The following is a 13,288-nucleotide window of genomic DNA, read 5'->3' on the forward strand; positions in this document are numbered from 1 at the left end:
CGCCCGCACCGGTCGAGGGTCCGTCGCGGACGGCGGCGGTCACGGCGCCGGCCGGGGACGCCGCCCGCGAGACCAGGGTGCCGGTGCGCGGTGTGCGCAAGGCGACAGCGCAGGCCATGGTGCACAGCGCCTTCACCGCACCGCACGTCACGGAGTTCGTGACCGTGGACGTGACCCGGACGATGCGGCTGGTACGGGAGTTGAAGCAGGACCCGGACATGGCGGGAGTGCGGGTCAACCCGCTGCTGCTGGTCGCCAAGGCGTTCCTGGTCGCGCTGCGCCGTCACCCGGAGGTCAACGCCGCCTGGGACGAGGCGAATCAGGAGATCGTGCACAAGCACTACGTCAACCTGGGCATCGCCGCGGCGACCCCGCGCGGCCTGATCGTCCCGAACATCAAGGACGCTCACGCCAAGACGCTGCCCGAACTGGCGGCGGCGCTCGGCGAGTTGGTCTCCATCGCCCGTGAGGGCAAGACCAGCCCGGCGGCGATGCAGGGCGGCACGGTGACCATCACCAACGTCGGCGTCTTCGGCGTCGACACCGGTACGCCCATTATCCCCCCCGGCGAGTCGGCCATCCTGGCCTTCGGCCGGGTGCAGCAGCAGCCGTGGGTGCACAAGGGCAAGGTCAAGCCGCGCGACGTCACCACCCTCGCCCTTTCCTTCGACCACCGGCTGGTCGACGGCGAGTTGGGTTCGAAACTGCTGGCCGATGTGGCGGCGGTCCTGGAACAGCCCAAGCGGCTGATGACCTGGACCTGACGGGCCGGGCACGACGGAACGCTGTGATGCCGGGCACGCCCCCTGCGGGGGACGTGCCCGGCATCGGTGTGTTCACCCTGGTCCGGGGCCCGTGGGCCCGGACCGGGCGCTGCCGTTCCGTCCGCATGGCGGAATCGGATGTGGCATGCGTCTGTGTTGTATCTAAGCTGTGCACATGTCCGTCTCCACTGACCCTCTCGCCGTCGCCGCGCGGCAGCCGCCCGCCGCCGAGCGGGTCTACGCGCACATCAAGCAGGCCGTGCTCGAGCGCCGCTACGAGGGCGGGATGCTGCTCACCGAGGGCGAGCTCGCCGACGCGGTCGGGGTCTCGCGCACGCCCGTACGGGAGGCGCTGCTCCGGCTGGAGTCCGAGGGGCTGATCAAGCTCTATCCGAAGAAGGGCGCGCTCGTGCTGCCCGTCTCGGCGCAGGAGATCACCGACGTCGTGGAGACGCGGCTGCTGGTGGAGACGCACGCGGTGCGCAAGTCCTCGACGCCCGTACGGGCGGGGCTGATCGACCGGCTGGAGGAGCTGCTGGCCGAGCAGCGCGGCCACGCCGCCGCCGGTGACCTGACCGCGTTCGCGGTGAGCGACCGCTGCTTCCACGCGGAGATCGTCCGCAGCACCGGCAACGAGATCCTCACCCGGCTCTACGACCAACTCCGCGACCGGCAGCTGCGGATGGGCGTCGCCATGATGCACGCCCATCCCGACCGGATCGCCAAGAGCATCGCCGAGCACGCCGGGATCACTGCGGCGCTGCGCGCGGGTGACGCGGACGCCGCCGCCGGCGCCGTACGCCGGCACGTCACCCGGGTACGGGACCTGGTCCACGGTGATGTGCGGTGACCGCTGCCCCGCCCCATGGCATCGCGGTGCACACCGATCCGCCCGGCGGCCGTCGAGCCGTCGCCGTCTGGGGCCTCGGCGTCGCCGTCTACTTCGTCGCGATCACCTACCGCACCAGCCTCGGCGTCGCCGGTCTCGACGCCACCGAGCGCTTCGACATCAACGCCTCCGCCCTCTCCGCCTTCTCCATCCTTCAGCTGCTCGTCTACGCCGGGATGCAGATACCCGTCGGGCTGCTGGTCGACCGGCTGGGCACGAAGAAGGTGCTGACGCTGGGCGTGCTGCTCTTCACCGCCGGGCAGTTCGGCTTCGCGTTCGCCGACTCCTACGCGGCGGCGCTGGCCTGCCGCGGCCTGCTGGGCTGCGGCGACGCGATGACCTTCATCAGCGTGCTGCGGCTGGGGGCACGCTGGTTCCCCGCCAAGCGCGGCCCGATCGTCGGGCAGGTCGCCGGGCTCATCGGCGTGGCGGGCAACCTCGTCACCACGCTGGTGCTGGCCCGGCTGCTCGGCAGCTTCGGCTGGACCCCGACCTTCGCGGGCAGCGCGCTGGGCGGCGTGCTGATCCTGGTGCTGGTGCTGCTCTTCCTCAAGGACCACCCGAAAGGGTACGCGCCGGCGTCCGTGCCGCACCTGGAGGGCGGCTACGTACGCCGCCAGATCCAGCGGGCATGGCGCGAGCCCGGCACCCGGCTGGGCATGTGGGTGCACTTCACGGCCCAGTTCCCCGGCATGGTCTTCCTGCTGCTGTGGGGCATGCCCTTCCTGGTCGAGGCGCAGGGGCTCTCGCGCCCCGCGGCGGGTGAACTCCTGACCCTCGTCGTGTTGTCGACCATGGTCGTCGGCATGGTCTACGGACAGGTGATCGCCCGTCACCACACCGCCCGCGCCCCCCTCGCGCTCGGCACGGTGGCGGCCACCGCCGCCGTATGGGCCACCGTTCTGGTCTGGCCTGGTCAGGCGCCGATGTGGCTGCTGGTGACGCTGTGCGCGGTGCTGGGAGCGTGCGGCCCGGCCTCCATGATCGGCTTCGATTTCGCCCGTCCGGCCAACCCGCCCGAGCGGCAGGGCACCGCCTCGGGGATCGTCAACATGGGCGGCTTCACGGCCTCGATGACGACGCTGCTGGCCGTCGGCGTCCTGCTGGACCTGACCGGCGGCAACTTCCGCATCGCCTTCGCGAGCGTCTTCGTGCTGGAGGCGCTGGGCGTGACGCAGATCCTCCGCCTCCGCCCCCGCGCGCACCGCCGCGAGAACGAGCGGGTGGTGGCCAGCCGCGTGGAGGCGGTGCACGTACCGGTTTGACGGGTGACGGGTGACGGGTGACGGGTGACGGGCGCTCAGTGATCGCCCCCGGCCGTCAGGGCGTGATCGCGAAGCCCGCCAGGATCGCGCCGGCCAGCCGGGTGTCGCCCTCGGTCTTCACCTGATCGGCTACCGCGTCGGGCCGCACCCGCCCGGCGGCCAGCCGTACGTACGTCTCCCAGTCCAGCGACAGCGTCACCGTCGGGCCCAGGGACGGGCTGCCGTCGACCGTGGCGCGGCCGTCCGCGCCGACCCGCACCGTACGCATGAACTCCACCGGGCCGCTGACGTCGATGACGACGACCGTGTACGGCGGGGCTCCCGCCTTCTTCGCGACCACCTTCGGCAGCCCCTGGACCATCAGGTCGCGGGCGACGTACGCGCCCGCCGAGTCCAGGTTTCCCGGCTTGCCCAGCGCCCGGCGCAGATCCTGCTCGTGCACCCACACGTCGAACGCCCGCATCCGCAGCTGCAGTTCGAGGGAGACCTTCGAACCGCCCCTGCCCGGCATGATGTCCCGCACCTCGGCGTCCGGCCCGCGCCGCTCGTTCCGCAGCTGCCGGGAGCGCCGGATGACGGTGTACTCCAGCTCGCCCGTCATCTCCGGTCCGGTGTGGTGCCGTCGCACGTCGACCTGCACCTCCATGTGACGGCTCGGCTCGTCGACCACGTGGTAGAGGTCACGCGGCAGCGTGTGGATCGGGCGCGGATCGCCCAGCAGTTCGCACTCCGCGCCGATGATGTGCGAGACGACATCCCGGACCGACCAGCCGGGGCAGGCGGTCCGCCGGTTCCACTCGCCCTCGACGAGAGGCTTGACCAGCTCGGTTATCGCTTCGATGGACTCGGTCCAGGCGTCGACGTAAGGCTGCAGGCTTGGATGGTCGGTCACGAGACCCCTCGGACGGTACGGACGTTCGCTGTCTGGGTGCTCTCAAGTTACGCCGCACGAGGGCACCCCGGCAGTCCTTTTGAATGACGATGCTAGGCGCAATCGACCCCCTCGAATGCATGCCCGGTGGTACGGTGCGCGCTTCCCGGTCCCAGATGCGTCCGGACCCGGACGAGACGGTCACTTCAGGCGCCCGTACCCCGGCCGCCCCCGCACCGGGTCGTCAGCCCTCGCCGCGCTGCTGCGTCAGGGCGTCTACGCAGACCGCCACCGACAGCAGCATCGGCACGTCGGCGTCCGGCGCCTCGATGTCGACGGCGTAGGTGTCCCGTACCCGGAACCACTTGCGTGAGATGCGGGCCTCCCGCCTGCCCTCGACCTCGATGTCGTACTCCTTGTCGAGCACGTTCCCGTGCACCGTCAGCTTCGCGCCGCCCGCCAGCCGGGCACGGAAGCGGTCGCGCAGCGGCGTGAACCGCTTCTTGCGCACCGTCACCAGCTGCTCGCCGCCCCGCTCCACCGTCATCGACTCCCACAGGCTGAGCATCTTCCTGCGGATGACGGCCACCACCTCCCCCTGAACGTCCTTGAGCTGGAAGGTCTGCCGCACCCGCAGCGCCTTGCCGTCGACGAGGAAGGCGCGCTGCCCGTGCTCGTCCTCGATCCAGTAGTCGTCGCCGATTCCGAAGATGCGTTCCCGTACGAGATATCTCATGTCCCACCCCTTCCCCGTGCAGCGCCGGAACGCGCACACCACAACGGCCCGCCCGGTCCGCTGTGGGACCCGGCAGGCCGGATGGTGTGCCACGTGCCGCCGGCGCTCAGCCCAGGCGCTCGCGCTCAGCCCAGGCGCTCGCGCTCAGCCCAGGTGGTGGTGGTCCTCCTCGACGACCACCGGCGCCGCGGGGCCCGGGGGCTGCGTCCTGCGGCGCTTGAAGATGCTGACGTACACGCACAGGCCGATCAGCCCGACGGCCATCAGTACGAGGCCCACCACGTCGATGTTGACGGCGTCCGTGTTCCAGTCCACGGCCAGCGTGAGGATGGCCCCCACGGCCAGCATGCCGATGCACAAGACGATGCCCATGGATCCCTGCCTCTGGTTGGTGGTTGCTCTGCTCCCCTACGGGCCGGTTACCCCTCGTCGGGGAACTCAATCAACACGGGAACCCAGGCGGGGTGTTGGGCTCAGGCCGTCAGGCCTCCTCCTGTCAAGAACCCGCCCATGCAGGTGGCGAGGAGGTGGGGGTCGGCCGCGCCGCACAGTTCGCGGGCCGAGTGCATGGAGAGGATCGCCACCCCGATGTCGACCGTCGAAATGCCGTGCCGGGCCGCGGTGATGGGGCCGATCGTCGTTCCGCAGGGCATCGCGTTGTTGGAGACGAAGGTCTGCCAGGGCACGCCCGCCCGCTCGCAGGCCGCCACGAAGACGGCACGGCCCGTACCGTCCGTGGCGTAGCGCTGGTTGACGTTGACCTTGAGGATCGGGCCGCCGTTCGGGACGGGCTGGTGGCCGGGCTCGTGGCGCTCGGGGTAGTTGGGGTGCACCGCGTGCCCGGTGTCGGAGGAGAGGCAGACGCTGCCCGCGTACGCCCGCGCCCGGTCCTCGTAGGAGCCGCCGCGGGCGAAGACCGAACGTTCCAGCACCGAGCCGAGCAGCGGCCCGTCGGCGCCGGTGTCGGACTGGCTGCCGTTCTCCTCGTGGTCGAAGGCGGCCAGCACGGGGATGGACGTCAGGTCGTCGCGTCCGGCCGCCGCCGCCAGCGCGGCCGCACCGGCGTGCACGGAGAGGAGGTTGTCCAGCCGCGGGCCCGCCAGCAGTTCCCGGTCCCGGCCCAGATACGCGGGCGGCTCGACGCTGTGCGCCATCAGGTCCCAGCCGGTGATCTCCTCGGCCGGGACGCCGGCTTCCTCGCCCACGAAGCGGATCAGATCGCCCTCGCGCGCCGTACCGAGCCCCCACACCGGGGTCATGTGGCGCTGCCGGTCCAGCTTGAGGCCGTCGTTGACCTGCCGGTCCAGATGGATCGCGAGCTGGGGTACGCGCAGCAGCGGCCGGTCCACGTTCACCAGCCGGGTCGAGCCGTCCCGCAGGGTCAGCCGTCCGGCCAGGCCGAGGTCCCGGTCGAGCCAGGTGTTGAGCAGGGTGCCGCCGTAGATCTCCACGCCGACCTGCCGCCAGCCGTCGGCGCCGGTGTCCGGCACGGGCTTGACGCGCAGGTTGGGGGAGTCGGTGTGGGCGCCGACGATGCGGTACGGGGTGGCCGGGCCGGCGTTTCCGGGCACGTACCAGGCCACCAGCGCGCCCCCGCGCAGCACGTAGTGGCCGCGCCCGCCCGCTGCGTCCGCCGCGTCCGCCGCGTCAGCGGAGTCCGCCGAACCGGCCGGGCCCCCGGCCCAGGCGTCCGTCTCGTGCAGCTGCCGGAAGCCCGCCTTCTCCAGCAACTCCGCGGCGCCGCGCACCGCGTGGTACGGCGTGGGCGAATCCGCGAGGAAGCCGATCAGGCTGTCGGTGTGGGCACCGTCGAAGCGGTGCGGTGGACGCTGCGCGCCAGGGCTCGTACGGCTCATACCGATCAGCATACGAACACGGAACGTCCCGCTCTTCCCGGGCGGGGAGGAGCGGGACGTTCCGGATCAGACGTCACACGGGGGACCGCTCAGAAGGCCGCCTCGTCCAGTTCCATCAGGGACGAGTCGACGTTCTCGGCCAGTCCGCGCTGCACGGCCAGACCCGGCAGGACGTTGGCCGCGAAGAACTTCGCAGCCGCGATCTTGCCCTGGTAGAAGGCCGTCTCCTTGGCGGACAGGGCCTTGGCGCCGGCGCCCGCCGCGTCGGCCAGCTTCTCGGCGGCGACCGTCGCGCCGCGCAGCAGCAGGTAGCCGATCACGACATCGCCGGAGGCGAGCAGGAAGCGGGTGGTGTTCAGGCCGACCTTGTAGATGGACTTCACGTCCTTCTCGGTGGCGGCCAGGTCCGTCAGCATGACGCCGACGATCGCCTCCAGGTCCACGGCCGCACGGGAGAGCTCCTCACGGGCACCCTCCAGTTCCTCGCCGCCCTTCGCCTCGGCCAGGAACTTCTTGATCTCCTCCGAGAGCGTGGTGAGTGCCTGGCCCTGGTCGCGGACGACCTTGCGGAAGAAGAAGTCCTGGCCCTGGATCGCGGTGGTGCCCTCGTAGAGGGTGTCGATCTTGGCGTCCCGGATGTACTGCTCGACCGGGTACTCCTGCAGGTAGCCGGAGCCGCCGAGGATCTGCAGCGACTGCGACAGCTGCTCGTAGGACTTCTCCGAGCCGTAGCCCTTCACGATCGGCAGCAGCAGGTCGTTGAGGCGGTGCGCGGCGGAGACGTCCTCACCGCGGTACTCCTTGACCATGATCTCGTCCTGTACGGACGCGGTGTAGAGCACCAGGGCGCGCATGCCCTCGGCGTACGCCTTCTGCGTGAGCAGCGAGCGGCGGACGTCGGGGTGGTGGGTGATGGTGACGCGCGGCGCGGTCTTGTCGGTGAACTGCGCCAGGTCGGCGCCCTGTACGCGCTCCTTGGCGTAGTCCAGTGCGTTGAGGTAGCCGGTGGAGAGCGTCGCGATGGCCTTCGTGCCGACCATCATCCGGGCGAACTCGATGATCTTGAACATCTGGCGGATGCCGTCGTGCTTCTCGCCCAGCAGCCAGCCCTTGGCGGGCTCTCCCCCAGAGGCTCCGCCCTGGGAGGGACCCCCAGCCCCGAAGGTCAGTTCGCAGGTGTTGGAGACGCGCAGGCCCATCTTGTGCTCGACGTTGGTGGCGTAGACGCCGTTGCGCTCGCCGAGCTCGCCGGAGTCCCAGTCGAAGTCGAACTTCGGCACGATGAAGAGCGAGAGGCCCTTGGTACCGGGGCCGTGGCCCTCGGGGCGGGCGAGGACGAAGTGCACGATGTTGTCGGAGAGGTCGTGCTCGCCGGAGGTGATGAAGCGCTTCACACCGTCGATGTGCCAGCTGCCGTCCTCCTGCTCCACGGCCTTGGCACGCCCGGCGCCGACGTCCGAGCCGGCGTCCGGCTCGGTGAGCACCATGGTGGAGCCCCACTGCTTCTCGGCCATCAGCTTGCTGATCTTCTGCTGTTCCCTGGTGCCCTCGTCGTGGATGACGCCGGCGAAGGCGGGGCCGGACGCGTACATCCAGACCGCGGGGTTGGAGCCGAGCACGGCTTCGGCGAAGCCCCACAGCAGCGAGCGCGGCGCGGTGGTGCCGCCGATCTCCTCCGGGATGCCCAGCCGCCACCACTCGGCGTCCATGAACGCCTGGTAGCTCTTCTTGAACGACGCCGGCACCGGCGCGGTGCCGGTCTCCGGGTCGAAGACGGGCGGGTTGCGGTCGGCGTCCGAGTAGGACTCGGCCAGTTCGTTCTCGGCGAGGCGGGCGATCTCCGCCAATACGCCCTTCGCGGTCTCGACGTCCATCTCCGCGAACGGTCCGGTGCCGTACACCGTGTCGCGCCCGAGCACCTCGAAGAGGTTGAACTCGATGTCGCGGAGATTCGACTTGTAGTGCCCCATGGCGACGGCTCCGTTGTCACTCGACGGACAGGTAGTCAGCTGTATCTGTTGACCATGATGCTACCGGTCGGTAATAAGAAGCAACCCCGTATCGCCCAACTGTGACTCGTTACTCTTCTTCCATGTACGGCTACGACCAGACCGCGTCCGCGGGGCAGGGTTACCCGCACGGCGGGCAGCAGCACGGCCACCAGCAGCACGGCCAGCAGCCTGGCCATCAGCAGTACGCCACCCAGCAGCCCCCGCCGCCCTACGGTCAGCAGGGGCAGCCCGGCCCCGGGCAGCCGCTCTACCCCGAGCCGTCGCCGCCCTCGCTGCGCGAGACCGTACGCGCCTTCACCAGCGGCTCCATGACGTCCGAGGACTTCCAGTCGGTCTTCTCCACCTCGAAGGTGTACTGCCCGCGCGGTGAGACCCCAGGCTTCCTGGCGCTGCACAACACGCAGCAGCCGGTGATCCCCATGTTCAGCACGCTCAAGGAGCTGCGCCGGTACGCGGGCAAGGAGTCCCGTTACTTCGTGATCACCGGCGCCGAGGTGCTGGACCTGCTCCCCTCCGGGTACGGCTTCGTGCTGGACATGGAGGGCGACCACCGGGTCGTCTTCGACGCGAAGGCGGTCGAGGAGATGGTCGACTTCGCGATGCGCCGGATGTACGGCTGAACGGGTGACCGGGTGACCGGGTCTCTCGCTGACCCGGTGCACGGCTGAGCGTCACGCCCACTGGGGCGGTGACTCGTTCTCCCGCAGTTCGAACCAGATCAGCTTGCCCTCGCCCCGCGGGTCCACCCCCCACGCGCCCGCCAGCATCTCCATCATCACCAACCCGCGCCCCGAGGACGCCAGTTCGCCCGGCGTCCGGCGGTGCGGCAGCGAGTCGCTGTTGTCGGCGACCTCGACCCGCAGCAGCCGCTCCGGGCGGGTGCCGCTGCACTCGGCGACCATCCGGGCGTCGCCGTCCGTGTGCAGCAGCACGTTCGTCAGCATCTCCGAGAGCATCAGCACCGCACCGTCGATCTGGTCGTCGGTGCCCCAGTCGAAGAGCATGCCCTGCAGCTGGTGCCGGGCCTCGCCGATCTGGTCCGCCTCGGCCTGGTGGACGGTGAGGACCGTACGCCGCGCGACGCCGGCCCTCGCCGCGAGCCGGTCCGCGGTGTAGCGGGGGTCCAGTCCGAGCAGCAGCAGGGCGATGTCGTCCTCGCGCCGCTTGGGCGGCGTGCCCGGTACCCGGTGCGCGGGCGGAACCTGTACGGAGTGGACCAAGGCGTCGGCCAGTTCCTCCATGTCCTCGGGGGCGCCCGAGCCCTCGGCCTGCTCGTCGAAGATCTCCGCGATCCGCCGCCACCCGGTCTCCATGGTGTGCCCGCCGGTCTCCAGCAGCCCGTCCGTGCACACCAGCAGGGTCTCGCCCGGCTCCAGGACGAGCCGCGACGTCGGGTAGTCCGAGTCGGGCTCGACGCCCAGCGGCAGCCCGCCCGCGGTGGACCGGATCAGCATCGTCCCGTCGGCCAGCCAGAGCGCCGGGTCGGGGTGCCCGGCACGGGCGACGTCGAGGGTGCCGCTGACCGGGTCGGCCTCGATGTAGAGGCAGGTGGCGAAGCGGTCCTCGATCGAGTCGTCGGCCGAGCCGTCGAGCGGCCCGTCGATCGAGTCGCCGGGCGGGCCGTCGGGCGATCTGTCCGCCCTGGAGTCGGCACCGCTCACCGGCCACTGGCTGCGTCCCATGCCCGACAGGAAGCGCGAGGCCCGGGCCAGCACCGCGTCCGGCGGGTGCCCCTCGGCGGCGTACGCCCGCAGCGCTATCCTCAGCTGCGCCATGATCCCGGCCGCCCGCACGTCATGACCCTGCACATCGCCGATCACCAGCGCCGTACGGCCCGACGGCAGCGGGATCACGTCGTACCAGTCGCCGCCCACCTGCAGACCACCGCCCGTCGGTACATATCGGGCGGCCACCGTCAGCCCCGTGATGTCCGGCTCGTGCGCGGGCTTCATCGTGCGCTGCAGGCCCGCGGCCAGCTCCCGCTCCGTCTCGTGCACGGTCGTACGGGCCAGTGCCTGGGCGAGCATCTGGGCGACCGTCGTGAGCACCGACCGCTCGTCCGGGGTGAAGGCGACCGGATGGTGGAAGGCGGCCATCCAGGCGCCCGTGGTGTGGCCCGCGGAGGTCAGTGGCAGGAACGCCCAGGACTGGCGGCCGAACGGTTCCGCCAGCGGCCAGCTCGCCGGGAACCGGCGCGCGTAGTCCTGCCTGGTCGCGACGTACACCGCCCGCCCCGACCGGACGGCCTTGGCCGCCGGGTGCTCCGCGTCGACGGACATCTCGATGAAGGACTGCAGCCGCTGCGGCACCGGCCGCTGGCCCTGGCTGCCGACCAGCGTGAGCTGGTCGCCGTGCAGGCTGAAGACCGCGAGCCCGTCGGGCGTGAAGCCGGGCATCGCCAGCGAGGTGGCCACCCTCAGCACCTCCGGGGTGGAGCGCGCCTCGGACAGCGCCCGGCCGGTGTCCAGCAGGAAGGTCTCCCGGCTGCGCCGCCAGTCGGCGGTGGTCGGCCGCCATGCCGTGCTGGTATCGGGCACCTCGGCGACGGTGCCGGTCAGGGCGAGTGTGTCGCCCTCTCCCTGCGGCAGCATCCGGATGCGGATGGTCCGCAGCACCGAGTCCTCGACGACGACGCGCACCAGCGCCTCAGCGAGCGTCTGCTCGGCGAGCACGAGGGTGGCGATGGCCTGTAGCTCCACGTAGTCGACGACGTGGATGCGGGAGCGGAAGGCGGGCTCGGAGAGCGCGACCGCGGCCCAGTCGCCCTCGGCCGCGATGCCCACCCCGCCGCCCAGCCCGGGATCGGTGCCCTCACCGTCCCGCCGGACCGAGAGCCCGAGAAGCTGCGCGGCGACGCTGTCCAGGCTCGTCGCGCCGGTGGCGCTCTCCCAGCGCCAGAGGCCCATTCTGGTGGCCGACAGCACGTCCTCGGTGTGCATTTTCCCATTTTATGCGGGTTGGTGACATCGGGGCGAGTGAGGCGGCCAGGACGGTAGTCTGAGGGCCATCCCAAGTGACCGCCGAGCCGACGACTGGACGACTGATGCATCGGTACCGTTCCCACACCTGCGGTGAGCTCCGTGGCCCGGACGTCGGAGCCGGCGTCCGGCTCAGCGGCTGGCTGCACAACCGGCGGAACCTGGGCGGCATCCTCTTCATCGATCTGCGCGACCACTACGGCATCGTGCAGCTGGTCGTGCGGCCCGAGCAGACCGCGGCGCACGAGCTGCTCAGCTCGCTCTCGAAGGAGTCCGTCGTCCGCGTCGACGGCACGGTCAGCGCCCGTGGCGCCGAGAACGTCAACCCCGAGCTGCCCACCGGCGAGATCGAGGTCGAGGTCGGCGGTGACGTGGAGGTGCTGGGCGGCGCGGAGCAGATCCCCTTCACCATCAACGCCGAGGACGGGGTCAACGAGGAGCGGCGGCTGGAGTACCGCTTCCTGGACCTCCGCCGCGAGCGCATGCACCGCAACCTCATGCTGCGCTCCCGGGTCATCGCCGCGATCCGCGAGAAGATGACCGGGCAGGGCTTCCAGGAGCTGGCCACGCCGATCCTGTCGGCCACCTCCCCGGAAGGCGCCCGCGACTTCCTCGTCCCCTCGCGGCTGCACGCCGGGAAGTTCTACGCGCTGCCGCAGGCGCCGCAGCAGTTCAAGCAGCTGCTGATGATCGCGGGCTTCGACCGGTACTTCCAGATCGCGCCCTGCTTCCGCGACGAGGACGCCCGCGCGGACCGCTCGCCCGGTGAGTTCTACCAGCTCGACATGGAGATGAGCTTCGTCGAGCAGGAGGACGTCTTCGGCGTCATCGAGAAGGTGATGACCGAGCTGTTCCAGGAGCTTGGCGACGGCCGTGAGTGCACCTCGCCGTTCCCGCGCGTCCCCTTCCGCGAGGCGATGCTCAAGTACGGCACCGACAAGCCGGATCTGCGCGCCGAGCTGGAGCTGGTGGACGTCTCCGAGGTGTTCCGCGGGTCCGGCTTCAAGGCCTTCGCGGACAAGCACGTACGGGCGCTGGCGGTGCCGGACACGGCCGGGCAGCCGCGCAAGTTCTTCGACCAGATGGGCGAGTTCGCGGCCGAGCACGGGGCCAAGGGCCTCGCCTGGGTCCGCGTCAACGACGACCTCTCGCTCACCGGCCCGATCGCCAAGTTCCTTACCGAAACCGACGTCTCGGCCCTGCTGTCGGCGCTGAAGGCCGAACCCGGCACCGCCGTCTTCTTCGGCGCCGGGGAGGAGTTCGACGAGGTCTCGAAGATCATGGGCGCGGTCCGGGTCGAGGCCGCCAGGCGGACCGGGAACTTCGCCGAGGGCGTCTTCCGGTTCTGCTGGATCGTGGACTTCCCGATGTTCGAGAAGGACGAGGAGACCGGCGCGGTCGAGTTCTCCCACAACCCCTTCTCGATGCCGCAGGGCGGCCTCGAGGCGCTGGAGACCCAGGACCCGCTGTCCATCCTGGCCTGGCAGTACGACATCGTCTGCAACGGTGTGGAGCTGTCCTCCGGCGCCATCCGTAACCACGAACCCGAGGTCATGTACAAGGCGTTCGCGATCGCGGGCTACGCGAAGGAGGACGTGGAGCGCGAGTTCGGCGGCATGCTCCGCGCGTTCAAGTTCGGTGCACCGCCGCACGGCGGCATCGCCCCGGGCATCGACCGCATCGTGATGCTGCTCGCGGACGAGCCCAACATCCGCGAGACGATCGCCTTCCCGCTCAACGGCAACGCGCAGGACCTGCTGATGGGAGCCCCCAGCGAGGTGGACGAGTCCCGCCTGCGGGAGCTCCACCTGTCGGTGCGCAAGCCCAAGTTGTGAGCTGACGCATCACACCGACACCTCACACCTGACACGGCGGAAGGCCCCGGTCCGTAAGGCGGGCTCTAGCGATCCCCGCAAC

The 13,288-nt window shown here is 70.6% G+C and carries 11 protein-coding genes; 5 read left to right on the forward strand and 6 right to left on the reverse strand.

What is annotated here, in order from left to right:
• The 3 genes from ACRDP3_RS22165 to ACRDP3_RS22175 form a co-directional block, all read left to right on the forward strand.
• On the forward strand, positions 1 to 764 hold a 764-nt coding region (locus tag ACRDP3_RS22165), incomplete at its 5' end, for a dihydrolipoamide acetyltransferase family protein (RefSeq protein WP_431518745.1).
• 175 nt (positions 765 to 939) lie between these two features.
• Positions 940 to 1,614, forward strand: a complete 675-nt coding sequence (locus ACRDP3_RS22170; protein WP_431518746.1) for a GntR family transcriptional regulator — start codon at positions 940 to 942, stop codon at positions 1,612 to 1,614.
• Positions 1,611 to 2,918 carry an MFS transporter gene (locus tag ACRDP3_RS22175; protein ID WP_431518747.1) on the forward strand — a complete coding sequence of 436 codons (1,308 nt, stop codon included), beginning with the start codon at positions 1,611 to 1,613 and terminating at the stop codon, positions 2,916 to 2,918. The genes ACRDP3_RS22170 and ACRDP3_RS22175 overlap by 4 nt, the downstream gene beginning before the upstream one ends.
• A 55-nt stretch (positions 2,919 to 2,973) precedes the next feature.
• Here ACRDP3_RS22175 and ACRDP3_RS22180 read toward each other — a convergent pair whose 3' ends face one another.
• The 5 genes from ACRDP3_RS22180 to ACRDP3_RS22200 all read right to left on the reverse strand — a co-directional run bounded on the left by ACRDP3_RS22180 (position 2,974) and on the right by ACRDP3_RS22200 (position 8,351).
• A complete protein-coding gene (locus ACRDP3_RS22180) occupies positions 2,974 to 3,810 on the reverse strand; it encodes a maleylpyruvate isomerase family mycothiol-dependent enzyme (RefSeq protein WP_431518748.1) in 837 nt (278 codons plus the stop codon).
• Between the two features lie 223 nt (positions 3,811 to 4,033).
• Positions 4,034 to 4,525: an LURP-one-related/scramblase family protein gene (locus ACRDP3_RS22185; protein WP_431518749.1), complete on the reverse strand. Its 492-nt coding sequence runs from the start codon at positions 4,523 to 4,525 to the stop codon at positions 4,034 to 4,036.
• 144 nt (positions 4,526 to 4,669) lie between these two features.
• Positions 4,670 to 4,897, reverse strand: a complete 228-nt coding sequence (locus ACRDP3_RS22190) for a hypothetical protein (protein WP_431518750.1) — start codon at positions 4,895 to 4,897, stop codon at positions 4,670 to 4,672.
• 101 nt (positions 4,898 to 4,998) lie between these two features.
• Positions 4,999 to 6,381, reverse strand: a complete 1,383-nt coding sequence (locus ACRDP3_RS22195) for a M18 family aminopeptidase (RefSeq protein WP_431518751.1) — start codon at positions 6,379 to 6,381, stop codon at positions 4,999 to 5,001.
• A gap of 89 nt (positions 6,382 to 6,470) precedes the next feature.
• Positions 6,471 to 8,351, reverse strand: a complete 1,881-nt coding sequence (locus ACRDP3_RS22200) for an acyl-CoA dehydrogenase (protein WP_431518752.1) — start codon at positions 8,349 to 8,351, stop codon at positions 6,471 to 6,473.
• Positions 8,352 to 8,473: 122 nt separating this feature from the next.
• Here ACRDP3_RS22200 and ACRDP3_RS22205 point away from each other — a divergent pair, with 122 nt between their 5' ends.
• Positions 8,474 to 9,013, forward strand: coding sequence for an SseB family protein (locus tag ACRDP3_RS22205; RefSeq protein WP_431518753.1), 540 nt, complete (start codon positions 8,474 to 8,476; stop codon positions 9,011 to 9,013).
• Between the two features lie 51 nt (positions 9,014 to 9,064).
• On the opposite strand, the gene ACRDP3_RS22210 is transcribed toward ACRDP3_RS22205, so the two are convergent.
• Complete coding sequence (locus tag ACRDP3_RS22210; RefSeq protein ID WP_431518754.1) at positions 9,065 to 11,332, reverse strand: ATP-binding SpoIIE family protein phosphatase; 2,268 nt, start codon at positions 11,330 to 11,332, stop codon at positions 9,065 to 9,067.
• Positions 11,333 to 11,436: 104 nt separating this feature from the next.
• On the opposite strand from ACRDP3_RS22210, the gene aspS reads away from it, so the two are divergent.
• Positions 11,437 to 13,206 (forward strand): aspartate--tRNA ligase, encoded by a 1,770-nt coding sequence (gene aspS / locus ACRDP3_RS22215; RefSeq protein ID WP_431518755.1) that lies wholly within the window; start codon positions 11,437 to 11,439, stop codon positions 13,204 to 13,206.
• The last annotated feature ends 82 nt before the right edge of the window (positions 13,207 to 13,288 follow it).

The organism is Streptomyces sp., assembly GCF_050698815.1.
In the GTDB taxonomy this organism is placed as follows: Bacteria; Actinomycetota; Actinomycetes; order Streptomycetales; family Streptomycetaceae; genus Streptomyces.

What these genes read in the sequence shown, in the direction of transcription:
- ACRDP3_RS22170 (WP_431518746.1), top strand. Translation starts at nt 940, where the DNA reads ATGTCCGTCTCCACTGACCCTCTCGCCGTCGCCGCGCGGCAGCCGCCC.
- ACRDP3_RS22185 (WP_431518749.1), bottom strand. Translation starts at nt 4,525, where the DNA reads ATGAGATATCTCGTACGGGAACGCATCTTCGGAATCGGCGACGACTAC.
- ACRDP3_RS22190 (WP_431518750.1), bottom strand. Translation starts at nt 4,897, where the DNA reads ATGGGCATCGTCTTGTGCATCGGCATGCTGGCCGTGGGGGCCATCCTC.
- ACRDP3_RS22195 (WP_431518751.1), bottom strand. Translation starts at nt 6,381, where the DNA reads ATGAGCCGTACGAGCCCTGGCGCGCAGCGTCCACCGCACCGCTTCGAC.
- ACRDP3_RS22200 (WP_431518752.1), bottom strand. Translation starts at nt 8,351, where the DNA reads ATGGGGCACTACAAGTCGAATCTCCGCGACATCGAGTTCAACCTCTTC.
- ACRDP3_RS22205 (WP_431518753.1), top strand. Translation starts at nt 8,474, where the DNA reads ATGTACGGCTACGACCAGACCGCGTCCGCGGGGCAGGGTTACCCGCAC.
- ACRDP3_RS22210 (WP_431518754.1), bottom strand. Translation starts at nt 11,332, where the DNA reads ATGCACACCGAGGACGTGCTGTCGGCCACCAGAATGGGCCTCTGGCGC.
- aspS (WP_431518755.1), top strand. Translation starts at nt 11,437, where the DNA reads ATGCATCGGTACCGTTCCCACACCTGCGGTGAGCTCCGTGGCCCGGAC.